The sequence below is a fragment of the Vibrio sp. J1-1 genome, from assembly GCF_021728395.1.
Lineage (GTDB): Bacteria > Pseudomonadota > Gammaproteobacteria > Enterobacterales > Vibrionaceae > Vibrio.
Genome location: NZ_JAKKCM010000014.1, coordinates 20246 through 44300, shown reverse-complemented (window position 1 = coordinate 44300; position 24055 = coordinate 20246). Strand labels below are relative to the sequence as shown.

18 protein-coding genes are annotated in these 24055 nt (G+C 43.6%); 9 read left to right on the top strand and 9 right to left on the bottom strand.

The window, feature by feature from the left end; translation table 11 throughout:
- The first annotated feature begins 188 nt into the window (after window positions 1-188).
- The 6 genes from rbsD to L3V31_RS18650 all read left to right on the top strand — a co-directional run bounded on the left by rbsD (window position 189) and on the right by L3V31_RS18650 (window position 6211).
- Window positions 189-608 carry a D-ribose pyranase gene (gene rbsD, locus L3V31_RS18675; protein ID WP_237318243.1) on the top strand — a complete coding sequence of 140 codons (420 nt, stop codon included), beginning with the start codon at window positions 189-191 and terminating at the stop codon, window positions 606-608.
- A 23-nt stretch (window positions 609-631) separates the two neighbouring features.
- Entirely contained in the window at window positions 632-2137 is a 1506-nt protein-coding gene (rbsA, locus tag L3V31_RS18670; protein WP_237318241.1) for a ribose ABC transporter ATP-binding protein RbsA, read from the top strand.
- A complete protein-coding gene (gene rbsC, locus L3V31_RS18665; protein ID WP_237318239.1) occupies window positions 2134-3117 on the top strand; it encodes a ribose ABC transporter permease in 984 nt (327 codons plus the stop codon). Before rbsA ends, rbsC begins: the two co-directional genes overlap by 4 nt.
- A gap of 80 nt (window positions 3118-3197) precedes the next feature.
- Window positions 3198-4076, top strand: a complete 879-nt coding sequence (gene rbsB, locus L3V31_RS18660) for a ribose ABC transporter substrate-binding protein RbsB (protein WP_237318237.1) — start codon at window positions 3198-3200, stop codon at window positions 4074-4076.
- A gap of 190 nt (window positions 4077-4266) precedes the next feature.
- Window positions 4267-5187: a ribokinase gene (rbsK, locus tag L3V31_RS18655; protein WP_237318235.1), complete on the top strand. Its 921-nt coding sequence runs from the start codon at window positions 4267-4269 to the stop codon at window positions 5185-5187.
- Window positions 5188-5203: 16 nt separating this feature from the next.
- On the top strand, window positions 5204-6211 hold the full coding sequence (locus L3V31_RS18650; protein WP_237318233.1) for a substrate-binding domain-containing protein: 1008 nt from the start codon (window positions 5204-5206) through the stop codon (window positions 6209-6211).
- Window positions 6212-6725: 514 nt separating this feature from the next.
- Here L3V31_RS18650 and cueR read toward each other — a convergent pair.
- The 4 genes from cueR to yccS all read right to left on the bottom strand — a co-directional run bounded on the left by cueR (window position 6726) and on the right by yccS (window position 11309).
- Window positions 6726-7112: a Cu(I)-responsive transcriptional regulator gene (gene cueR, locus L3V31_RS18645; RefSeq protein ID WP_237318231.1), complete on the bottom strand. Its 387-nt coding sequence runs from the start codon at window positions 7110-7112 to the stop codon at window positions 6726-6728.
- A 459-nt stretch (window positions 7113-7571) separates the two neighbouring features.
- Entirely contained in the window at window positions 7572-7823 is a 252-nt protein-coding gene (locus L3V31_RS18640) for a YgjV family protein (RefSeq protein WP_237318229.1), read from the bottom strand.
- Between the two features lie 824 nt (window positions 7824-8647).
- Window positions 8648-8809 (bottom strand): hypothetical protein, encoded by a 162-nt coding sequence (locus L3V31_RS18635; RefSeq protein WP_014234060.1) that lies wholly within the window; start codon window positions 8807-8809, stop codon window positions 8648-8650.
- A 346-nt stretch (window positions 8810-9155) separates the two neighbouring features.
- Entirely contained in the window at window positions 9156-11309 is a 2154-nt protein-coding gene (gene yccS, locus L3V31_RS18630) for a YccS family putative transporter (RefSeq protein ID WP_237318228.1), read from the bottom strand.
- Between the two features lie 388 nt (window positions 11310-11697).
- Here yccS and helD point away from each other — a divergent pair, with 388 nt between their 5' ends.
- Entirely contained in the window at window positions 11698-13767 is a 2070-nt protein-coding gene (gene helD / locus L3V31_RS18625) for a DNA helicase IV (RefSeq protein ID WP_237318226.1), read from the top strand.
- 73 nt (window positions 13768-13840) lie between these two features.
- Here helD and L3V31_RS18620 read toward each other — a convergent pair whose 3' ends face one another.
- Together L3V31_RS18620 and torT are read right to left on the bottom strand one after the other, a co-directional pair.
- Entirely contained in the window at window positions 13841-14296 is a 456-nt protein-coding gene (locus L3V31_RS18620) for a methylglyoxal synthase (RefSeq protein WP_237318224.1), read from the bottom strand.
- A 71-nt stretch (window positions 14297-14367) separates the two neighbouring features.
- Window positions 14368-15372, bottom strand: coding sequence for a TMAO reductase system periplasmic protein TorT (gene torT / locus L3V31_RS18615; RefSeq protein WP_237318222.1), 1005 nt, complete (start codon window positions 15370-15372; stop codon window positions 14368-14370).
- A gap of 161 nt (window positions 15373-15533) precedes the next feature.
- Between torT and torS the strand changes: the two genes are divergently transcribed.
- Window positions 15534-18485, top strand: coding sequence for a TMAO reductase system sensor histidine kinase/response regulator TorS (gene torS, locus L3V31_RS18610; RefSeq protein WP_237318220.1), 2952 nt, complete (start codon window positions 15534-15536; stop codon window positions 18483-18485).
- A 47-nt stretch (window positions 18486-18532) separates the two neighbouring features.
- Here the strand turns inward: torS and L3V31_RS18605 are convergent, their stop codons facing one another.
- From L3V31_RS18605 to L3V31_RS18595, 3 genes are all read right to left on the bottom strand, one after another.
- Window positions 18533-18724 carry a hypothetical protein gene (locus L3V31_RS18605; RefSeq protein ID WP_237318218.1) on the bottom strand — a complete coding sequence of 64 codons (192 nt, stop codon included), beginning with the start codon at window positions 18722-18724 and terminating at the stop codon, window positions 18533-18535.
- A gap of 18 nt (window positions 18725-18742) precedes the next feature.
- Complete coding sequence (locus tag L3V31_RS18600) at window positions 18743-21103, bottom strand: fatty acid cis/trans isomerase (protein WP_237318216.1); 2361 nt, start codon at window positions 21101-21103, stop codon at window positions 18743-18745.
- A gap of 353 nt (window positions 21104-21456) precedes the next feature.
- Window positions 21457-22311: a LysR family transcriptional regulator gene (locus L3V31_RS18595; protein WP_237318214.1), complete on the bottom strand. Its 855-nt coding sequence runs from the start codon at window positions 22309-22311 to the stop codon at window positions 21457-21459.
- A 140-nt stretch (window positions 22312-22451) separates the two neighbouring features.
- Between L3V31_RS18595 and L3V31_RS18590 the strand changes: the two genes are divergently transcribed.
- Window positions 22452-23969 carry an arylsulfatase gene (locus L3V31_RS18590; RefSeq protein ID WP_237318212.1) on the top strand — a complete coding sequence of 506 codons (1518 nt, stop codon included), beginning with the start codon at window positions 22452-22454 and terminating at the stop codon, window positions 23967-23969.
- Window positions 23970-24055 lie beyond the last annotated feature (86 nt).

Sequence of the window (24055 nt, the reverse complement as noted above, 5' to 3'; positions counted from 1 at the left end):
TGTATTTTTATGTATGTTGAAGCTTCAATTGCAGATCATTCTCACACCTTATAAATCGCTCTCTTTTCAAATTTTTCCTTCGAACTATTATTCAATCGAAACGTTTCGATGAGCTTTCTGTAAATAACCAAAACATCCTAATGCAGACACTTATTGTTTTATGAACGTGTAACCGAAAGGTCTATGAGATGAAAAAAAGTACCCTTATAAACTCAGATATTTCTTACTTGGTGGCGACGTTGGGTCATACCGATGAAATCACCATTTGTGATGCTGGCTTGCCAATTCCTGATCATGTGCAACGAATCGACTTAGCGCTCACTCATGGGGTACCAAGCTTTATTGATACTGTTCGAGTGATGTTGTCTGAATCACAGATTGAAGGGGCCATCCTTGCAGAAGAGTTTTGCGACGTTAACCCAGAGCTGCATAAAGCATTAATCGAAGAGTTAAACCAAGAAAGCAAGCGAACAGGCAAGCCTGTTGAAATTAGTTATGTATCGCATGAAGCGTTTAAAGCTCGCACGGAACAAAGCCGAGCAGTGATTCGCACGGGTGAATGTACACCGTATGCGAACGTTATCTTCCAAGCTGGCGTGGTTTTTTAAGCCAGGGAATGTGAGGACAGAATATGACTCAAGCCATTCTACAACTGAGTGAAATTGAAAAAGCGTTTCCGGGCGTTAAGGCACTAGATAAAGCGAGCCTACACGTTTATCCAGGGCGAGTAATGGCGCTTATGGGTGAAAATGGAGCAGGTAAGTCAACCTTGATGAAAGTGCTAACCGGCATTTATCACATGGATTCAGGTACCATTCAGTACCAAGGTCAACCTGCTGCATTTAAAGGCCCAAGAGATTCTCAAGAAGCTGGTATTAGCATTATTCACCAAGAGCTGAATTTGATCCCTGAGTTGACCATTGCGGAGAACATCTATCTAGGGCGTGAGTTTACTGGTGCGATGGGACGTATTCAGTGGAGCAAAATGTATGATGAAGCGGACAAGCTTTTACAGCGACTGAATGTAAAACACAGCTCAAATACCTTGCTTGGTGACTTAAGTCTTGGTGAGCAACAGATGGTAGAGATTGCCAAAGCGCTCTCTTTTGAATCCAAAGTCATCATCATGGATGAGCCAACTGATGCGCTAACGGATACCGAAACCGAATCGCTATTTAAAGTGATCAATGAGCTTCGTGCTCAAGGGTGCGGCATTGTTTACATCTCTCATCGTTTGAAAGAGATCTTCGAAATTTGTGATGATATTACGGTTCTTCGTGACGGTAAGTTCATTGGCGAATGTCAGGTTTCTGATACCGACGAAGATGGCCTTATCGAAATGATGGTAGGTCGCAAGCTTGAAGAACAATATCCACGGATTGATGTGAAACACGGTGAGACCTGTCTTGAAGTGATCGGCTTAACGGGCTCAGGTGTTCACGACGTTAGCTTCACGCTTCTGCGTGGTGAAATTCTTGGTATTTCAGGGTTGATGGGGGCTGGTCGTACTGAATTGATGAAGGTGATTTATGGAGCGCTTCCGAGTGAGCATGGAGTCATCAACCTGGACAACAAGACCATTAACCCGGTCAGCCCACAAGATGGTTTAGCCAACGGTATCGCTTATATTTCTGAAGACCGAAAAGGCGACGGTTTAGTTCTCGGCTTATCCGTTAAAGAGAACATGTCTTTGTGTTCTTTGGATAAATTGACAAAAGGTGTCCAAATCCAGCACGGCGACGAAGTGATCGCGGTGGAAGACTTCATCAAACTGTTCAATATCAAAACGCCTACGCGAGATCAAATTATTGGCAACCTTTCTGGTGGTAACCAACAGAAGGTGGCTATCGCGAAAGGATTGATGACCAAACCTAAAGTTCTGATTCTGGACGAACCAACACGCGGCGTTGATGTTGGCGCCAAGAAAGAGATTTATCAGCTAATCAATAAATTCAAAGCCGAAGGCATGAGCATCATCTTAGTCTCTTCTGAGATGCCAGAAGTGCTGGGCATGAGTGACCGCATTCTTGTTATGCATGAAGGTCGTATTACTGGCGAATTCGATGCGAAAGACGCCGATCAAGAAACATTACTCGCCTGTGCCGTGGGCAAAAAGATCAATGAGGAAGCAGCATGAGTACCAATACCATGAGCAAACCGAATGCAACTAGCAGCAAAAAATTGTTCACTAAAGAATGGCTGATTGAACAAAAATCACTGATTGCACTGATATTTTTGATTGTTGTCGTTTCATTCTTGAACCCGAACTTCTTTACGGTAGACAACATTCTGAACATCCTACGTCAAACCTCGGTTAATGCGATCATCGCTGTAGGTATGACACTTGTTATCTTGACCGCAGGTATCGATCTGAGTGTGGGCTCTGTACTGGCTTTATGTGGTGCATTCGCTGCAAGCCTGATTGCGATGGAAGTACCTGTACTGGTTGCAGTGCCCACTGCTCTTCTTGCAGGTGCTGCACTGGGCGCGATCAGCGGCATTATTATCGCGAAGGGTAAGGTTCAAGCCTTTATTGCCACACTGGTTACCATGACGTTATTGCGTGGTGTAACCATGGTTTATACCGATGGTCGACCAATTTCGACTGGCTTTACGGATACAGCTGATGCCTTTGCATGGTTTGGTACAGGTTATGCTATGGGTATTCCCGTTCCTGTATGGATAATGGTAATTGTGTTTGCTGCCGCGTGGTACTTACTAAACCACACTCGCTTTGGTCGCTATGTTTACGCGCTTGGTGGTAACGAATCTGCTACTCGCCTATCAGGCATCAATGTTGATCGTGTCAAGATGGGTGTTTATGCAATCTGCGGTATGTTAGCGGCACTTGCTGGCATCATCGTGACGTCTCGGCTGTCTTCCGCGCAACCTACAGCAGGTATGGGCTACGAGCTAGATGCCATCGCAGCGGTAGTGTTGGGCGGTACCAGTTTGATGGGTGGTAAAGGCCGCATTATGGGGACACTCATTGGTGCGCTTATCATCGGTTTCTTGAATAACGCACTGAACCTACTCGATGTTTCCTCTTACTACCAAATGATTGCAAAAGCAGTGGTTATTTTGGCCGCAGTACTGGTAGATAACAAAAACAAGTAATTCATAACAATCCAAAAATATGTGAATAAAACCGAGCTGGTATACGTGTGCTGGCTCCCCCTACACAAAGGACTAGAACGATGAAAAAACTCGCAACTCTTATTTCTGCTGCACTTCTTTCTTCTACAGTATCGGTAGCTGCACAAGCTCAAGATACAATGGCGATTGTGGTTTCAACGCTGAATAACCCTTTCTTCGTAACGATGAAAGACGGCGCTGAAGCGAAAGCGAAAGAACTGGGATACGACTTGATTGTCCTCGATTCGCAAAACGATCCGAGTAAAGAACTATCAAACATCGAAGATCTGACTGTACGCGGTGTTAAAGCGATTCTGATCAACCCAACAGACTCCGATGCAGTGTCCAATGCGATTCGTATGGCGAACCGTTCTAATATCCCTGTACTGACGCTAGACCGTGGTGCAAGCCGTGGTGATGTTGTTAGCCACATTGCTTCAGATAACGTGATCGGCGGTGAAATGGCTGGTAAATACATCATGGAGAAAGTGGGTGAGAAAGCGAAAGTCATCCAACTCGAAGGTATTGCGGGTACATCCGCAGCGCGTGAGCGTGGTGAAGGCTTCATGACTTCTGTTAAGAGCAGCAGCATGGAACTTCTTGCCAGCCAACCAGCAGACTTTGACCGTACTAAAGGTCTGAACGTTATGGAAAACTTACTGGCAGCAAACCCTGATGTACAAGCGGTATTTGCACAAAACGATGAAATGGCACTTGGTGCGCTACGTGCGGTACAGGCATCAGGAAAAGATGTAGTTATCGTCGGCTTTGATGGCACAGAAGACGGTATCGCAGCGGTAAATCGTGGCAAGCTTGCAGCAACCATCGCACAGCAACCAGACCTTATTGGCGCACTTGGTGTCGAAACAGCGGACAAAGTACTGAAAGGCGACAAAGTAGAAGCTTACATCCCTGTTCCTCTAAAAGTAGTCACTAAGTAATTACGACTTGGGATAAAGTATCCTAGTTTCTTAGCTCTCTCCTCCGTTTTTATCTGTCGTTAGGGGGAGAGGGCAAGAATAGATGCCTTTGACTTTTTAAGGCGACTCAAATGAGAAGTTAAAGTCATCTAATGTATTTTCCAGAAAACAGTTTTTCAAAAAGGGTTCATTCAGAACCGAGGATAACCGTATGAATAAGTTAGTAGTGTTAGGTAGTGTAAACGCTGACCATGTTCTTCAAGTGCCTTCTTTTCCTCGCCCAGGCGAGACGCTTCATGGTCGCAACTACCAAGTTATCCCTGGCGGTAAAGGGGCGAACCAAGCCGTTGCCGCAGCACGCCTGAATTCTGATATTGGTTTTATTGCTTGTGTTGGTGATGATTCATTCGGGATCAATATTCGTGAGAATTTTAAGATGGATGGCATCGACATTACCGCGGTGAAGATGCAGCCAAACTGTCCAACAGGCATCGCGATGATTCAGGTAGCAGATAGTGGCGAGAACAGTATTTGTATTTCGGCAGAAGCGAACGCTAAGCTCACTGCTGATGCTATTGAGCCTGATTTGGAGCGCATACGCTGCGCTGAATACTTGCTAATGCAACTTGAGACTCCGATATGTGCGATCGAGAAAGCGGCACGTGTAGCAAAAGATGCAAAAACGAACGTAATTCTTAACCCCGCTCCTGCGCGTGAATTGTCTGACGAGTTATTAGCGTGCATTGATGTCATCACTCCGAACGAAACCGAAGCAGAAGTGCTGACAGGCGTGACAGTGACGGATAACGATAGTGCTCAGGAAGCGGCCAACATCCTGCATAGCAAAGGCATTGAAATCGTGATGATTACCCTCGGTGCGAAAGGCGTTTGGTTAAGTCAGAATGGTCGTGGCGAGATTATTCCTGGTTTCCGTGTCGACGCCACCGATACCACAGCAGCGGGTGACACCTTTAATGGGGCATTCGTCACTGGTTTATTGGAAGGTTTGTCTTTAGAATCAGCAATTAAGTTTGCACACGCAGCGGCAGCAATTTCAGTTACGCGCTTTGGTGCACAGACGTCTATCCCAACTCGTGAAGAGGTGGACGCATTCTTAGCTGAAAACCAATAAGTAAGGAATTAATAACATGGCAACGATGAAAGACATCGCAAAACTGGCAGGGGTTTCCACTTCTACGGTGAGCCATGTTATTAACAAAACTCGCTTTGTTAGTGAAGAGATTTCAGAGCGAGTTAATAACGCAGCAAAAGAGCTCAATTATTATGCTCCATCAGCGTTAGCGCGCAGCCTCAAGGTCAATCGAACTCAAACTATTGGTATGTTGGTAACAACCTCTACCAACCCGTTCTTCGGTGAAGTCGTAAAGGGGGTTGAGCGCAGTTGTTACCAAAAAGGTTATAGCCTTATTCTGTGTAACACGGAAGGAGACAACGAACGTATGCGTCAATCTATTAGTACGCTGCTTCAAAAGCGTGTTGATGGTTTAATTCTGATGTGTGATTCATTGGAAGGAGAGCGTATTGATGTGTTCGAGCGATACCCTGATATCCCGGTCGTGGTGATGGACTGGGGACCAATGCTTTTTACCAGCGATAAGATTCAAGATAACTCGCTACGTGGCGGATACCTTGCAGTGAAGCACCTGATAGATTGTGGGCATAAGCAGGTTGGCTGCATCACCGGCCCTCTGATCAAGCATCAAGCTCAGATGCGATATGAAGGTTACAAACGTGCGATGCTTGAAGCCGGCTTGACGTTTAATCCAAACTGGATCATCGAATCGGATTTTGAATGTGAAGGTGGCTATCAGGCACTGAAAAAGATATCTGAAAGGGGAGAGCTACCGACTGCTATCTTCGTCTCCAACGACATGATGGCGATGGGGGTGATCAATGCGGCTAACGAGCTTGGCATCAACGTGCCAGAGGATCTTTCTCTCATTGGTTACGATGACATACATATCGCTAAATTTATGTCGCCATCACTGACAACCATTCACCAGCCTAAGTATCGATTGGGGCAGGCTGCAGTTGAAACCTTGCTAAGACGGCTAAACGACAAAGCAGCGGAAGCAGAAGTTGTCCAATTAGAGCCTGCGTTAGTTGAGCGCAATAGCGTAAAAATGCTCTTTTAGCGCCATTTTTACTAACTGTTTATGTTGGTTTTTTATATCTTTGATATATATCAATTTTTAAGTTGCGTGGGTTAATTTTGTACGCTAAGTGACTATTTTTATAATAAATGTGACTTTTTACCAGGAAATGAATACACACATTTTCATAAGTTAATAAAATATCTATGATTACCGCCAATAAATAATAAAATTGTAATTAATGAGGTAGTTGGATGGGGTTTGCTCTAGTTCAAAAATACGCTCAGTATTCTGTAAAACGGCCATGGTGTCATCGTGTTAGTGTAGCACTCGTCTTTTTTGTCTTTTTGTTTAGTAGTTACGGTCTTCTAGCTCATGAGGAATTATCATACATGCTAGGGATTTTTGTCACTTTTGCCGCGACTGGGCTGTTTGCATCCGCATCGGCATTTAAGAAAAGATACCCAATTTCAAAATCGTAGCGTAAGTGCACTACTAGTTTGAATTGTTAAAGGAGGGCTTGTGTCCTCCTTTCAATTTATATGGGCAAATGAACTTACTTGGTTAGTTCGTCAATGATAGGACAACGACTTTTAGCATCACCAGGGCAGGAAGATACCCAACTTTCTAGCTGTTGCTTCATCTCTAGCAGGTGCGCTATTTTCTCTTCCACTTCTTTTAATTTATCCATGGTGCGAGCTTTAACTTCACTGCTTTTTCGATTAGGGTTGTGCGCGAGTTGGACAAATTCTTTACACTCTTGCAGCGAGAATCCTGCATTTTTCGCGCGTGAAACTAGGTTAAGCTCTTGGACATGGTTGTCAGAATATTCTCTATATCCAGAGTCAGTGCGAGCTGGTGGTGTAATGATTCCTTTATCTTCATACAGACGGATAGACTTAGAGGAAAGACCAGTCAGTTTGGCTACAGCACCAATATTCATATTTTACCTCTTCATTCAAGACAGCGCTTAACGCGATTATATACCCAAATAGCTTCAATATGCACCAGGAGTTAGAGTGAGGTTTTTTGGGAAAGTTCCGGTAAAATAATTAGTTATCTCAAGCTTTTCGAAAGAGCCCCATGCTTGATAAGCAGTTTATCCTTTCGCGACTTCATGAAGTGGCACACCAAACGCCTTTTTAAACACGTTCGTTCGATTGGACGGATGGTGATAACCAGCTTCATACGCTGCCTCGGTTTGTGCTCATTATTTCTCGTGATTAATTGACGTTCGACATGATGGAGGTTATGTATCTGCTGAAAGATGTTAGAAACCATCTTTGTCTGGAGATCAATGTTTGTACTTGAAGAAGACGATGGATGAAGTGATAGAGGCAAAAAAGCCCGCTAACCGAAGTTAGCGGGCTTTTTAAATACCGTATTTTTAAGACATTGGTGTCTATTGTGCTTTTTCAGGTTCTAAGTTGTTCTTTTCCTGATGCATTTTAGCGAGGAAGTACACGTTAACACATGCAATAAAGCCGTTGGTTAGCACAACTGGCCATGAATCAATCATAAGGCCGTAAGCGGTGAATAGACCACAACCGATAAAGTTAAGAACACGAAGTTTAACGATGTCTTTCATAGTAAGCGAGATAGCAACCATGATAGAAGCCGCATAACCTAGAATTTCAACCATATTCATTTCCATTTTTTGACCCTCTTTAAATCTGCCGAATATGTCGGTACCAATTCTTCTCTTCTTGAGATTATTGAGGAAGCTCCGTGCCTCGAATGGTCTTTATGATGGGCGTACTATAACAACGTACATAACGTGATAAAAGCCTCAAAATTAGGGAAAGTGAAGGTTAGCGATTACGCAAACGTTTAATAAGAAAATTATTGGTAGCGTCATCCATTTGTTAGATTGATTATGGTGATAGAATTAATAGCTAAAACGTATTTGAAGATGTTTGAATGGTTTACTAAAATAGAAAATGATAATCATTTTCATTCTTACTGTTATGTTAAACCTTATTGTTAGCCTTATACTTTCTTTTGCATTGATCCGTAGAACGAACCCAAGCTCTTGGAGTGCGGAGTTGCATATTTTTTCGCATCTGCTTTGCGCGTTGTTTCTGCAACCGATCTACATTATTCCTTATCTTATGGTTACGTTTTACTCATCCCCTTTGCTGATTAAACTGTCTAAGCGCACGAGTTTCTACAGCGTTATATTTGGGCTTTTGCCACTATTGGTCGCATCGGGAAGTTTTGTTTTCACCTGAAGTAAGCGTGTCTATAAGGTTGCCTCAAAAAATACACAAAGTTTCAACACAGTTTTTGGTGACTGATTGAGTTCGTTAGTTTAATAAACTAGTAAGGCTTAACGAGTATTTATTTGAAGAGGGGGGAGTTAACGGAGGGTCAGGCTCGCACTCTGATCTGAGTATTAAAAGACGTTACTTTGTACGTGCTACAGAGAGGGGAGAGCGCGGCAGAATAATACGCGAATTGACTTCGTGATCGGTGAGTTTAAGAAAACAGTTGTGAAATCATCTCACGCTCTTCCGAAGAAAGCAGTGGCGAACGTTTTTTGTCCAGGGTCTTGCTGATTTCACCCTGAAGAGATTTAAGCTGGCTATCAGTTAAATCACTCAATTTTTGTTTTAGCTCGTTAAATTGCTGTTTGTTCATATCACATTCCTCGTTGTACACAGGTTTATCCTTCAATACCTATTTTTAGGGCCGCCATGGCCATACAACAAACTTATTCACACAAGGCTAGATTAGAACTCAATCGCATTATTTTTGTCCGAATATTGTCAAGGTGTGTCAAGTGAAGAGTCAAAATGTGACGAAATTGTAAGATGAAAAAACTTATCTTGTAGGAAGGTGCGTAAATATGTAGGAATGTACACCGACATGAATTGAGCGCATGTTGAATTCAAGAACGCTCGCTTTGATTGATGTATCTAGGCGAGAAAAGGGAAGCTAACAAGCTTCCCGAGTTAATGAGCGGATCAGTGAGTCGCGAATACGATCAGTTCACGCGGACAGCGAATTTACTTGCCAGAGAATGTAGCTCCGGCAACATGCGGTAAATAAGGTGGAGTTGTTGCAATACCATCCGAGCAGAACTGTCATCTTCGTCCCGCCATTCATTTAAACGTTGTTCCAGACCTGCGTCTTCAATTTCTGAAAGATCACATGTTTCACAGTGCTGGTGAAGCTGCTGATGAAGTACATCCAAATGCTGATGAATACAACGGTGTGCGTCTAACACTAATTTATGAATTGAGTTATCGTCGATACGTGTACGATGCGCACCTAGTGCAGAAATATAGTTCAGCATAGCGTGATTGAGAGTGAGAAAACGGAAACTCTCATCAACTGCTGTTCTGTATTTCCCTGGCTCTGCAAGCATGGTACTGATAGCTGAGGTAAGCGTGGCGTCATTATTGTGTGCCTGACGACGTGCGATACGATAACTTAAACTGTCTTTTTTACCGACTCGGTATTGACCAATGATTTGTCCAAGATACTGCTTGTTTGCATCAATCGCATCTGACATGACTTTATGAAGTCGTCGAGATTGCCAGTCAGGAAGAATAAACATGACCGCCCCTACTGCCAGCATACAACCAATAATTGTATCGGCCAATCGAGGTAGTACAACTGCGTAGCCTTCTCCTAGCTGGTTGAAAAGGAACAATACGAGCAGAGTGATAAAGCCAGTCGCAAAACCATAATTGTTCATTCTGAAGGCGAAAAACATCACTCCGGAGACAACAACGAACACCAATTGGCTTTCTTGAGAAGGGAAAGCGGTAAGCAGCATTACGCCAACTAATAGACCAGCTAACGTCCCAATCACTCGGGCAGTAAGCTTCTGTCGCGTTGCACTGTAGTTGGGCTGACACACAAACAGCGTCGTTAAAAGGATCCAATATCCACGGTCAAAATCAAACGCCTGAATAATTCCATAACCAAGCGTTAATGTAATCGACATACGTAATGCATGGCGAAATAGCATCGAATCTTGGTGTAGGTTTGCGGAAATTCGCTGCCACATGGCTTTTAAAGTATGTGGATTGGTGTCATCCAGCATATCTTCTTCAAGCCTATCCGCATCGGGGTTATTAATATTACTCAGCTGTTTTTCGACGGTAGCTAAATTATTGAATAGATACGTAAGTTGACCTAATAATCGCTTCCAGTGACTCTGCTTTTGTTCTTCGAGATAGTTGAGAGAGTTTTGAACTTCAGCTAACGCGAGAATCGATTCATTGGTGTGAGTGTACTCGTTGCCAAGTCGAATAGCCTGAGCAATATCTCGGCATGCTCGCGCTTGAGATTCCAGCAGATACTTAAAACGAAATAAAACATCCGAGCGTTCAAACTCAGTAGCCAGATCTTGATAACGATAATGACTAGAACTTACGCGTTCGTGAATGTCTTGGGCGATAAAGTAGATATTTAAAAATCGGTCACTTGGACCATCGATATGGCCACGTTTCGAGCGGTTAAGCAGCGTCGCTTTACAAGCGTTTAACGCCGTAACTGTCGCTGCGTTAAGGCGTGCCGCTTCAATCCGCATAGGCTGCGGTGCTAGGTCAATCACTGGATGGAACAGTTTTGCTTTAGCGTCCAGGTAGTTTGCCATTTGGAAAAATACGTTCGCCAAGTTTTGTTGAACGGGCTGTAACGGCCAAAAAATCTGCCATATCATCGACATGAAGTAATACCATGCCGCCCCGGTTAAAAGTAGTAGTGGCTGGAACCATAGATTTGGGCTTTCATGGGCTCCAAGCATGGTATAGATGGCGATAAGCAATGACCCAAACGCAATACTGGCGTATTTGGGGCCGATTGCACCAAGCATGATGAACCCGAACGTGGATATAAATAGCCCGATAGCAAACAACCATGGAGTATTGAACAGAACTTCAATTGAAAATGCGGCAACAGCAAAACAGATAAACGTTAGGATTAGCGCTTTCATCCGTCCGGTAAAGCTGTCATCACTTTCCGCCAGAGCTGCGGCGATAATTCCCAATATTAGTGGCGTAATCAATGTATTTTGACCGAAATACCAGGCAGGTATGACAACACCTAATAAGGTTATCAGGATAAGAATACTGTAGTTAACGGTTTTGTTAGCCCAATAGAGGCGAAATTTAGAAGTTGCTTGCACGATGCGCCTTAGATTTCCGATAAAAAACGGGCAGTTATACCCGTATATCTCGAGGTTGTTTGGATATCATACCAACCCCACTATAGCGTTTTTATGATTTAATTTAAGAAAAAAGATAGCTTGCTTATGAAATAATCAGAAAGAGTCTAGATATTGGCGTGACAAGATAAAAGCTCAATCTTACTGACTGTCTGAGCTGGTAAGTTCTTCATGCAAGAACGATGATTTTAGGCTGATTAGTGTTAGTAGTGTTCACAAAATCAGCAGTAATGTGAAATTTATTTAAGAATGTAAACTGGATGCTTATTTCAGTGCGTGTCATTGCTACAATTAAATGTTCTAAAATGATATAAATCGAAAACTTATCACTTGAAAAGGCACACATTTCATGCAGCTTACTGCCACCAGCAAAGCACAGTTTTTTATTCAAAATGAGTATTATCATGTCGAAATAAAAGAAAACAGTGTTTTATTAAGTTCCATAGGCAGTGAAGAGCATATTCCGTTTACGGTTTGGAATGGTAAAGTCAGTGTCAAGCGCGGGTTGCTTTGGAGCTCGCTACAATTCTTTTCTCATGAGCAAGGTGGCAAGCAGAGAAGTTGGTTGGTTCAGGGTTTACCATGGCCACAATGCAGAAAATTTGCGTTTGATGCTGTGCGTCAGTATCAGGATTGGCATAACAATCAGTGTAAAAAGCTAGCCGAATACCTTCCTGTGTGGGAAGAAGAACTCTATAAGTTAAAACATCTCCCTGCTTACCTGTCTCACTCGCAAGTTCAGTCTTGGGTAGAGCGTTTAAACCAAGAACTCGTGGAAATTAAAACGAGTCTGGAAGAAGCAAAGTTACGAATGCCGAACCGTATGGCAGAAATTGAACCTTGGCTTGTCTATACCTCTGAGACGTTAGAAGAGCGAAACCGCGAATGGTTGGAGAGTGAGCGTCCAAATTGGGAGGTTCTGTTCAGTGGTATTGAATCTTCGCCGCTGAACTTATCGCAGCAATATGCCGTACTGCTCAACGATGATCACAACCTAGTGCTCGCTGGTGCCGGTTCTGGTAAAACTAGCGTCCTTACCGCACGTGTCGCTTATTTACTTCAAAGCCATCAGGCACAAGCTGAAGAACTGCTGATGCTTGCTTTTGGGCGTGATGCTGCGACAGAAATGAAAGAACGCTTAGTTGATAAAGTAGGCATGGCGGCAGAGGGCACTCGGGTAAACACCTTCCATCAATTAGGGTTATACATACTCAATCAGGTCGAGCCACAGCCCGTGGAGATAAGCCCGTTAGCATTGGACGACAACCAGCGTACGGCGTGGTGTATTGATTGGCTTAAAAAGCATTGGATGACACCAACTAACTTCAAGCGCTGGCAAAAGCACTTGGACAAGTGGCCGATTGCTTATTTGAAAGGGGATGACGAGCTTGGCAGTCATTCTGAAAACCCTAAACTGATTGCGTGGTTAGACTCGCAGTTATCACATCTGGCTGCGATTGGGTTAACCAAAAAGCAGGTTCAAGAAAAACTGGTCGATCATCAAGAGTACACTCGATTAAATAGTGAACTCGCACTGTGTTGGCCGTGTTTTACTGCCTGGCAAAAAATGCTCAAAGAGACGAATCAGGTTGACTTCCCAACCATGATAAGTCGGGCGACCGATTATGTGAAAAAAGGCAAGTTTGTCTCTCCATGGCGCTTTGTTATGGTCGATGAGTATCAAGATATCTCTCCAGATCGTTTAGCGTTAATAGAAGCACTGTGTGGCTCAAGTGAGAAACAAGCGGGTGCAACATTGTTTGCTGTAGGGGATGATTGGCAATCTATTTACCAGTTTGCCGGGGCTGATGTCGATCTGATTACAGGCTTTAAAGACAGATTTGCTTACTCGACCGTTCATCACCTTGATACTACTTATCGTTTTAATAATCAGATTGGTAATGTGGCAAATGCGTTTGTGCAGCAAAATCCGGCGCAGTTACCTAAGACCCTAAATAGCCATAAACAACGTAAGCAGAAAAGTGTCCATACAGCGCCAAGCAACCAAGTTGAGAAAATTCTCGATCAGTTAAACCAACAGGCAAAGCAAACCAAATCAGTGCTGCTGCTTGGGCGTAACCATTATCATAAACCTGATTTGTATGATGACTGGCTGCGACGATTCCCAAACCTTGATATTCGCTTTATGACATGTCACGCGAGTAAAGGGCGTGAAGCGGACTTCGTGATTATCCTTTCTGTAGATGAAGGTCAGTTCCCGGCGAAGAAAAAGCAAGTGCATATTGATGGTGCGCTGACGGAATCTAACGATAAGTTTCCGCATGCCGAAGAGCGCCGATTATTCTATGTCGCGATTACCCGGGCGAAAGAGAAAGTCTGGATTACCCATACAGGTGCTGGGTCGGCATTCATTCAGGAGCTGGTTGCTGGGGATTATCCTGTGATTACGTCTCGATAAAATAGACATGGCTTGAAATAATAAAGGCGATACTGTGTATCGCCTTTGTTTTATCTAAAATGATCAGCTCAGGTTATGTGCGTTCGTTTATATAAGCTTCGTAGTCTGGCACTTCGATATCGACTTCTTGTTCGATAAGAGGAGAGTTAAAAAGAAATTTAGCCGTTGCACGGTTGGTTGCAACAGGAATGTTCCAGACACTGGCGATACGCAGAAGCGCTTTTACATCTGGATCATGTGGTACGGCATTTAATGGATCCCAGAAAAATACCAGTACGTCGATTTTACCTTCCGAAATCAAGGCGCCAATCTGTTGGTCACCCCCCATAGGGCCGCTGATCATATTTTTAATCGCTAAGCCTGTTTCTTTGCTTAGCATATGACCAGTTGTACCTGTCGCATACAGGAAATGGCGCTGGAGTTTTTCTTTGTTCTCTTGTACCCAGCGAAGCAGTTCAGGTTTGCAGTTATCGTGGGCTACTAAAGCCACGTGCTTGTGTGCAGGCATGGTACGAGTCGTATTTTGCATCAAGTTATTTCCGATTCAAGATTATAAAGTTATTTGAGGTATATCCTTTAATAGAACACTTTTTTAATCGATCAATCAATAGGCTTTACGCTGAATGTTGGCCTATATTCGGACGGGGATAACGATTCCTGAATTGTATCTTGATCAAGTGTTGCAGGTGTCAGTGGTATGATGTTCGGTGACGCATACTTTTTATACGGCAAACCTCTCAAGTAACGTGTTGCCTGTATAACGGATAGTCGACCTTGCTCGACCATTTTGTCTGTCGCGGCAAAGAGCACCTTATTGCGCAGTAAGCCACGATAAACACCGTGACTTAAATAGACGGAAACTAAGCCAATCTCACTTGCTTTACTGGCGCTGCGTAGTTCACTTATCGCTGCTTCTATTGCCACTGCGCTTCCCACGATGTAGTCAATATTGCCTTTGTCAATCACGCGTTGCACTAGGTTACGCTGTAACTCTTTGTCGTTGTCCGCCCATAAAGTAGTGACAACGTGGATGTCGCTGTCTTTTATTGCGTCGTAAAAGCCAGCCGCTACCGGCTTTGTTCCGCCACGTGTACGCGGACCAAGTAACAAAGCGATATTGGTATTGCCAGAACCTTTGGGATGGTGCTGAGCTAAATACTTTCCTGCTTCATGACCCATCCAATACCAATCCACTCCGACTTCACCTTTTAACAGGGGACTCTGTTTTTTATCTAGAATCAGCTGGTTGACTGTTGCAAATACCGGTATGTCATCTACAAGTGTGGTCAAGTTGTGTTCATATGCGTGAGGGTCTACTGTGCCCAAAATGATGGCGTCTGCACCCCATTGATGGCATAGCTTGAGTTGTTGTTCTTGGCGATTTTTGACTGGGTACCCACCCGCTTCCAATACACGAAGGTGAACGCCTTGTTTTTCTGCTTCGGAAACCATTCCATAGTTTACAGATAACCAATACGAATCTTTTAAATGTGGGTAAATGGCACAAATTTTTTCTTCACCAAACGACGGTAAGGATGCGAATAAAGTGCCGGCTAGGACGAAGTGTTTGATAATTGAGCGAAACAAGCGTTGATTGATAACCATGGATGAAGTTCGTTGGCTTAGATTGAGTGAACAATTCAAAATATAACGTATTATACCCAAATATCCTCAGGATATTTATTTTAGCGATATCACTGTGAAGCTTTCATCTTGAATTCATTTGAGTATATTTCGCCAAACACGAATAGTAAGGTCATTAAAATATGCTGCTAGCAACCGCAAGCATCGGTCGTAAGCTTTTGCTCTCTTTTATTGCGATGGCAATGTTGGTCATGTTATCTGCATTGATCGGCATGTCTGGCTTTTCGATGGTGTCGAAAACGGAAAGGAACGTGGTTGATTCTGCGATCCCTGCCATGATAGAAGCCCGACAGGTCTCTGAATTAAGTTCTCGTATTATTTCTTCTGTTCAGATGTTGTCTAACGCTAAAAATGAGTTCGAGCGACAAGCCGCTGGACGAGCACTCTTCGACCAGCTAGAAGTGTTGCTTTCTCATATCAAAAAGCTTGGAAGAGACGCATTTGATTCCCAGTTACTCGATAAGTTAGAAAGCCATGTTCAGCAGGTTATTAATAACCTGGGTGATTTGGGGATATCGGTTGAAAGGAAGCTCTACCTCTCCAAAGAGGTAGAAACTCGGGTTGAAGAAATGCGTTTACTTAGTGAGGAATTAGAGCAACTGACCCGCACCCAAGTGCAAAACACCAGCACTGTCGCTGTCGCGAATGTGACCCACATTTATGGCCTGGTGGAAGCAAATAAAAAAGAACAAGCTTATCAAGCATTAGATGCCTTGGTTGAAGTCGATTTGGATCTGACCGAACGGTTGCATGAGTTTCATCTGCTTGCGTTTCAGGTTCTCAATCAAATTGAAGAAGCGCGTACACTGACTAACTTAGATCGTATCCAACAAGTACAAGCGGACTTCGCTAATAACCTTCGAATTATGAAGCGACGCGTACAGGCGGTGGAAGATCCGACTTTATCGACGCGAATGGGACAACTGCTCACGGAGCTTGGTGAACGTCAGGTCGTGTTCAGCATTTTAATGCATCAATATGAAAATAATGAGCAGTCTCAACAATTGATGCAAAGAACACTGGAGCTGTTCGCTGAACTGAATAGTACCGTTAATAAGTTGGTTGACGACTCCAACACAGCCACTTCTGTCGCGATAGATGAAATGACCAGTTCACTTACATTTGCACAATGGTCATTGGCGATTATTTCGGTGGTTGGCCTCATAGTGGCTATTTTAATTGTTTGGCGTGTTGTTTATTTGTCAGTCCTCAAGCGACTTGGGGAGTATTCGTCAGCGTTGTTGTCGGTGGCGCAAGGTAACTTAGCGGTGGACTTGGAAGTCAAAGGAAAAGATGAACTCGCGCATATGGGGCGAGCTATTATTACCGCAAGAGATACCGCTCAGGCTTTAAAAGTCGTCGCAGAAGGTGAGGCGAAGGCGAAGAGAGAACTCGAAGATCACAAAGAACACCTAGAAGAATTGGTAGAGCAACGTACGTCTCAGCTAAAGCAAGCTAATTACCGCTTGAATGAAGAGGTATTAAACCACGCTAAAGCACGTAAGCAGGCAGAACAAGCGAGCCGAGCTAAGTCCGCCTTCCTTTCTACAATGAGCCACGAAATACGTACACCTTTGAATGGGGTGTTAGGAACGGCGCGCTTGCTCATTGATTCAGGGTTAAATCCACAACAAAAGCGATATGCAGACATCATTAATCGAAGTGGTAAAACGTTACTTGCCATAATTAATGACGTGCTGGATTACTCAAAAATTGAGGCTGGCCATCTCGAAATACGTCATTTAAACTTCGACTTGCATCAAATGGTGCAAGACACCTACCAGCTAATGGAAAGTCGTGCTAAAGAGAAGAACTTGTTGTTCTCTTATCATATTGAAAGCGATGTGAGTGAGTACTGGAAAGGTGACGTAACACGTATCAGTCAGGTACTGAATAACCTGGTTGGTAATGCGATAAAATTCACCCAAGCAGGGGAAATTGATATCTATGTGAGCCTCAATCCGGAAGACGAAACGCAAGTCCTGTTCGAGATCTCCGATACTGGCATTGGCATAGCGGACAAAGAGCAAACATCGCTGTTTGATGCCTTTACTCAGGCTGAAGGTGGATTAAGTCAAACCGGTGGAACGGGACTTGGCCTCGCGATTAGTAAACGCATTATTGAGGCAATGGAAGGCACATTGGCGTTTGATTCAAAAAAAGGCCAGGGCAGTCGTTTTTGGTTCTCGTTGCCGCTAGAAGAGAGTAACGAAGTGGAAACGAGTACGGTTCTAAGTACGCCTTGTGAAGTGAAAGCCAAAGTATTACTGGTTGAAGACAACGAAGTAAATCGAGTGGTTGCGAAAGGTTTCCTGCAAAGCATGGGACACCAAGTAGTGATGGCTGAAAATGGACTTGAGGCAGAAAAAATAATAGAAAAGCAGGATTTTGATATAGCGTTAGTCGACATCAATTTACCTGATAGCAACGGCGTAGACTTAATTCAGCGATTAAAGTGTATTGAACAGAATAAGCCTCAACAACGAGAGAACTCACCAACCCCAATGATTGCGGTTTCTGCTCATGTGTTTGAAGAGGAGGTTGAGCGCTATCTAGAGGCAGGGTTTGATGGTTACTTACCAAAGCCGTTAGTGAAAGAATCTCTTGAAGTAATGATTCAAGAGCAGTTAGACGGTAAGCCATTATTGTTAAGCCAAAAAGAGCTCAGTATCCCGCAAATAGAATCCGTTTCCATAGACGCCGTTGCTAAGCCTGTAGACAACAACATACTGCCTTTTAATGGCATGATTTCGCCACAAGTTGTTCTGTCTGATATGAAGATTTTGGGCAGAGAAAAAATGCTGCACATTATTGATTTATTCCGAACCAGCAGCCTTGATGTTATCAATCAATTGGAGATAGCGGCAGAGAAAAGCGACACGAATAAAGTGAAGTCCTTAGCGCATAAGCTAAAAGGAAGTTCAGGCAGTTTAGGCTTAACGACGCTCATGAGTACGCTACAGAGCATCGAAGCCGCTGCCGATCCGCTAGAGGTATACAAGCAAAACAAAAGTGTGCTTACTGATCAAATCACAGCATCGATAAGCGCGCTTGATGAACTTATCGCTGATTAATGACTATGACAAAAACAAAAACCTCCGGAACTTGCCGGAGGTTTTTTCTATTCGGTCATATCATCTTCCCACTCGAACCGAGTGTCTAGAGCATAAGGATCATCGTCAAAAGGATGTTCCACTTTGCCTCGCAAGTATTCGAGTTGATGCTCAAGCATATTGACCGTATCGTAGTCTCCCTCTGAACAGGCAACGTAAATCTGTTGTTCCAGAGCGGCAATGTTATCTCGGATACCCATGAGAACCCCCTTAAGTCATCATCGATTCTCAAAACGATTATAGTCAAGTAATCCAAATTCGATCGGTTGATTTGTACGATACCAATGATGAAGTCGATCGCTAAATGGCCAGAACTTTTGTGAGCTACGACGAATCGCAAAACGATCCAATAACTTAACGTAATCTTCTTCGTTTTGAATATTGCTGAATTGATCGACAAAATCTTTTACTTGAGCTTCTTCTATCGAAAAAAACGCAGCGGGATAACTTCCTACCACACCATGTACGATGGTCATATCATCTTCTGAGAAGTTGCGATTGCTTTCTTCATCGAACAAACTGGAGATATTCGTATGCGCATTATTATGAAGCAGGGTAAAAAGCTCATCTTTGCCAGTCTTGCTGCGCACCATCAACATTGTTATTTGAGGTACTGGCTTCAACCCTTCGCCACGTACCTGACCGATACGTTTTATTTGCTGTTCATTATCATCTGAGAGAGCCGTGTTCGTTATCTCATATCGAGGAAGCAGAATCGGAGACAGATCGTCTTTCAGCTTATTAAGCAATTCAGACTTAGGATCTTCCGTTTGGTAGACAATGCTCGTCGGTTGATTGAAGGGCTTAACATTTCTCAATAAGAAATTCGATAACTGAGGGCTTTGGTCCTGATACCAGCTCGATTGTAACTGATGGCGCATATCTGCTGGTAACAGTGAGATAAAGTTACTTTCACCTTCCATACGAAGAAAGTCCATGAACATACGTGTAATCAGTTGGTGGCCGAAGTTACCGTAGACATCAAACCCGGCTACAAGCAGATAGTGGATCCGTTCAAGTAGGGCATAATCCATGATCCAGACCGTTTTAGGTTGATCTCCCACTAAGCCTTGTACAACCGAAGCACTGTCAAAATGGCGGAAAACGGTTAAAGCGGCGTTTGAATTGGTACCATCGCCATCCCAGATAATGTCCGAAGACAGGTGCTCGCCATGTTTGAACCATTGGTTAGCAAACTCAGACTTAGCTTCAAGATAGCGAGCTTGCTGGCGTGAGTATTTCACCCAGTTAGCAACAGGCAGTGTGTTACTTTCTAACTCGCTTGGTAGTTTTAAGTTTTCTGCTTGCGAGCGATAAAACTCGTTTACTTCAGGAATATCGCTTTTATCGGGATCAAGGAAGAATACCCAGAAACGATCATTGATGACGTTGAGTGCCAACTGACCGCGGCAAACCGGCCCTTTGATGAAGGCCATAATTGTATTTTGTGCATTATCCAGCATGAACTTAAAACGAGACTTCACTGGAAGATCAGTAAATGAGGTCATCGGATTCGCAGCAACTTTTGGTTCATAACTAGGCAGTTCATTAACCGCATACTCAGGAAGAATGAACCACTTCTTCCAATTGTCGATGCGTTTCTGATTTAGCGCATAGGGCATATGTGTTTTGTCAACAATAGTGCCTTGCTCAGGAATGACTCGGTAGTAAACACGTTCAGTGTTCGGGTCATCATATGGTCGACGAGTCGAAATACGTTCTACAGGCTGTCCCGGAGGGGTCGAGGAGCGGACTAACGAAAAAAAGCGAGGTGTTGTCTTATCGTTTAGTTCAGAGAAGTACAAATGAGATAAGAAAAGGTGCTCATAGATGTAGCGCGCCATGAGTTGGTTCTTTAAATCATCCTGATTTAGTAGTGTTTCGTATTTAGTAATCTCTGCTTGTTCATGACTGGTAATAGGGTTGTGACTATTCATGACTGCGCCGTTTTCCAGCCAGGTCATCAAGGTAAGGTATTCAGAGTCTGCCAGGTTTGGCATACCAAAAGGCATCCCCCAAGTTGGGTTATCTTTTTCGTACTTCTCATACTCTTCGATTGTCGGGCACGTTTGTTCTCTATCTATCGAAAAATCAAAACCTTCCAACTGAACTTGATCGGGTAAAGGGTGGCGCTCTTTTTGTACGAGGAGCCGTGCAATTAAGCCAGCATCTAAATTCGCTGCCATGCTCTGCTCTCGTTCGTTTAACACCGGGTGAAAGCCAGCATCGCGCCACTCTTGGGTCGTATCCGCATCTTCGAAAAGACGTGTGGGTGCGACTGCGGTGAGACGTGTGCCTTCGTAAACCTTTGCTTTAGTCGCACCTCTATCAATTCCCTCCACCGATGAGAGCTTCAATTGACACGGAGCGTCGTAGCATGCGTGACAAACCACGCAACGATTATCCACGATCGGCTTAACTTCGTTTTGGAAAAAGTTTGCATGCTGTGTTGTAGCACTCGCGGTACGTTCTCGCACCAGTTGCGGGCCAAAAAGTAGGTCGTAATTAAGACCAGCATAAGTGGCACAACCCGCAAAAATACTAACAATGCATAGTAAGAAAATGAGGCGTAAATTCATCGAGTTACTTGAGGTGAATGGCATTTACGCTAATTAAAGCAAAATAAGAGGTGAAATACCAAAGATTAAAGCAAGGTGTTTAGAGTAAAGATCCTAAGATTAACCAAAAGATAAACAGCTCCTTGTTTCACAAACTATAAGATGCCCTATATGCCATTTATCGCAAATGCCTAATTTGTTTGTTGAAAATGGCTGATTTGTATATTATAAAATTTGTTGCATTAGGTTTGGTTTGTCAGGCGTTTATTGATGCACGGTCTGTACCTTAGTAGGTGCCGATACAAGCATTTTGAAAAGTTGTAGCAACTGACAAAACCCAAAGATCGGCTATTTTAGTTGGATAATGCTTTCTATTACATGAACGGTTCGTCATGTACGGCGACAAGCAGCTCTTTAATTTTTTGGCGCAGGGCAAGGTGAGTAGGGTTGCCAACCTCACGTTTGTGATAGACAAACTTGTAAGGGATGGGGTGAATCGGAATAGGGCAAGGGAGCACTTGCAGGTTTAGCGCCTTACTCCATTTCTTTGCAAACGATTGGGAGACAACACCTAAGCAATCTCGGTCGGCAACATAGAGAGCCATGCCTGCTAGCGAGGATGTCACTAAATCGACTTTTCGTTCCTGTATCTTTTCTTTAGCAAGTTGTTCGAACCCTGTCACGTTGTCCCATTTTCCAGAAAATAGACAGTGAGCTTCTTCATAGAACTGTTGTTTTGAAAGTGCGCCATGGACTCTGGGATGGTCTTTTCGGCAAATGACAACCGCTTCTTCGGAGTATGCATCTTCAATAACAAATGCGGAGTCTTTTGTTATGACTGTATCGATAGCTAAGTCGACTTTTTGTTGCCTTATAAGTTCAAACAGAAGGTATTTTTCAGGTGGAGATTCATAGAACACCACGTTTTCAATAGGAGGCATGCTATGAAGCATAATTTCTGAGCAGCATATTTCAAAATGGTTTTTATCAGATATTGCACTATCAATGATACTTACCGCTTGCTGAAATTGAGGAAGCAATTGATGTGCGGTAGAAGTAAGAGCTATTCCGCGGCCTTTTTTAACGAATAATTGCTTATCTACGACTTGTTCTAAACGCTTTATCGCCGCGCTTACTGCAGGTTGCGTCAGGCCAAGTTGTTCCGCAGCTTTTGTGTAGGATTGGAACTCAGCGACGACCAGAAAAGTTTGGATAAGGTTTAAGTCCATAATGCCACTCATAAATTGAATTTATAGGTTAACTAGTTTTGACTGTATTTATCGTCTGAAATTAGTGCTTTATCTTATATCAGCAATGGTGTTGAAAAGCGAATGCCATTTTAATGCATCAGCAAACTTTTGGAGAAAATATGAAAAATGCGACCAAAACGAGCAGTAAAAAACTCGTGCTTAACGCATGTACTCTAGCGCTAGGGGCTGCTTCGGCAACCGCATACGCAGCTGACAAGCCAAACATCCTCGTTATCTTTGGTGACGATGTGGGTTATTGGAACCTTAGTACCTACAACCAAGGGATGATGGCATACAACACGCCAAACATTGACACGATTGCTCAAGAAGGCGCGAAGTTTACTAACTTCTACGCGCAGCAGAGTTCAACGGCAGGTCGTTCAGCGTTTATTACTGGTCAGATGCCAAAACGCACAGGTTTGTCTAAAGTAGGTCTGCCTGGAGCCCCTGAAGGTATTTCTAAAGAGGACCCAACGATAGCAACCATGCTTAAAGAGCTTGGTTATGCCACCGGTCAGTTTGGTAAAAACCATTTGGGTGACCGCGACGAGCACCTTCCAACAAACCACGGTTTTGATGAGTTCTTCGGCAACCTTTACCACTTAAATGCGGAAGAAGAGCCTGAGAATGTTGATTACCCCCAAGACCCTGAGTTCAAGAAAAAGTTTGGCCCTCGTGGCGTGATTCACTCATATGCTGACGGAAAGATTGAAGATACAGGTCCACTGACCCGTAAACGCATGGAAACCGTTGATGGTGAATTCCTTGATGCGGCAGAAAGTTTCATCGAGAAACAAGTAAAAGCGGATAAACCATTCTTTACTTGGTTCAACACTACGCGTATGCACAACTTCACTCACGTTCCAGAGGAATATCAGGGCAAAACAGGCGCTGGTTTCTACGCAGATGGTGTGAAGCAGCATGATGATCAAATCGGTCACCTACTTAGTAAGATTAAAGAGCTAGGCGTTGATGACAACACTATCATCGTTTACACCACAGATAACGGCCCGATGATCAACTTGTGGCCAGATGCCGGCATGACCCCATTCCGTTCAGAGAAAAATACTGGTTGGGAAGGTGCTTTCCGTGTCCCTATGTTAATTAAGTGGCCAGGGCAAATCGAAGCAGGTAAGACGTTTAACGGTATGATGTCACTGGAAGACTTCTTCCCGACATTGGTTGCCGCGGCAGGTAACGATAAAGTGACTGATGAGTTGCTTAAGGGTAAGAAAGTTGGTGATATGAACTACAAGGTTCATCTAGATGGTTACAACCAACTGCCTTACCTTACTGGTAAATCAGACAAATCTGCACGTAACGAGTTTGTTTACTGGAGTGACGATGGTGATCTACTTGCACTACGTCAAGGTAAGTACAAGTTCCATTTCTTGATTCAAGAAAACGAAACTGGTTTGGATATTTGGAAGAAACCATTTACTAAACTCCGTGTTCCACAATTCTATGACCTAAGCATCGATCCATTCGAACGTGGTGACACTGGTATGGGTTACGACCGTTGGATGTATGAACGTACGTTCCTAGTTATGCCAGCAATTGAAAAAGTGAAAGAGGTGAAGGATACGTTTAAAGATTTCCCTCCTCGAATGGAAGCCGCTTCATTTGTTCCTAAATAACGTTGCACTTACGCAAAGACTAGAATAAATATAAATGGCGCTCTTAGGAGCGCCATACTTAAAAAAGAAAAGTAAAAAGCCAAAAT

Excerpts from the sequence above, each read along its gene's own strand:
- rbsD (WP_237318243.1), top strand. The coding sequence starts at position 189 with ATGAAAAAAAGTACCCTTATAAACTCAGATATTTCTTACTTGGTGGCG.
- rbsA (WP_237318241.1), top strand. The coding sequence starts at position 632 with ATGACTCAAGCCATTCTACAACTGAGTGAAATTGAAAAAGCGTTTCCG.
- rbsC (WP_237318239.1), top strand. The coding sequence starts at position 2,134 with ATGAGTACCAATACCATGAGCAAACCGAATGCAACTAGCAGCAAAAAA.
- rbsB (WP_237318237.1), top strand. The coding sequence starts at position 3,198 with ATGAAAAAACTCGCAACTCTTATTTCTGCTGCACTTCTTTCTTCTACA.
- rbsK (WP_237318235.1), top strand. The coding sequence starts at position 4,267 with ATGAATAAGTTAGTAGTGTTAGGTAGTGTAAACGCTGACCATGTTCTT.
- L3V31_RS18650 (WP_237318233.1), top strand. The coding sequence starts at position 5,204 with ATGGCAACGATGAAAGACATCGCAAAACTGGCAGGGGTTTCCACTTCT.
- cueR (WP_237318231.1), bottom strand. The coding sequence starts at position 7,112 with ATGAATATTGGTGCTGTAGCCAAACTGACTGGTCTTTCCTCTAAGTCT.
- L3V31_RS18640 (WP_237318229.1), bottom strand. The coding sequence starts at position 7,823 with ATGGAAATGAATATGGTTGAAATTCTAGGTTATGCGGCTTCTATCATG.
- L3V31_RS18635 (WP_014234060.1), bottom strand. The coding sequence starts at position 8,809 with ATGAACAAACAGCAATTTAACGAGCTAAAACAAAAATTGAGTGATTTA.
- helD (WP_237318226.1), top strand. The coding sequence starts at position 11,698 with ATGCAGCTTACTGCCACCAGCAAAGCACAGTTTTTTATTCAAAATGAG.
- L3V31_RS18620 (WP_237318224.1), bottom strand. The coding sequence starts at position 14,296 with ATGCAAAATACGACTCGTACCATGCCTGCACACAAGCACGTGGCTTTA.
- torT (WP_237318222.1), bottom strand. The coding sequence starts at position 15,372 with ATGGTTATCAATCAACGCTTGTTTCGCTCAATTATCAAACACTTCGTC.
- torS (WP_237318220.1), top strand. The coding sequence starts at position 15,534 with ATGCTGCTAGCAACCGCAAGCATCGGTCGTAAGCTTTTGCTCTCTTTT.
- L3V31_RS18605 (WP_237318218.1), bottom strand. The coding sequence starts at position 18,724 with ATGGGTATCCGAGATAACATTGCCGCTCTGGAACAACAGATTTACGTT.
- L3V31_RS18600 (WP_237318216.1), bottom strand. The coding sequence starts at position 21,103 with ATGAATTTACGCCTCATTTTCTTACTATGCATTGTTAGTATTTTTGCG.
- L3V31_RS18595 (WP_237318214.1), bottom strand. The coding sequence starts at position 22,311 with ATGGACTTAAACCTTATCCAAACTTTTCTGGTCGTCGCTGAGTTCCAA.
- L3V31_RS18590 (WP_237318212.1), top strand. The coding sequence starts at position 22,452 with ATGAAAAATGCGACCAAAACGAGCAGTAAAAAACTCGTGCTTAACGCA.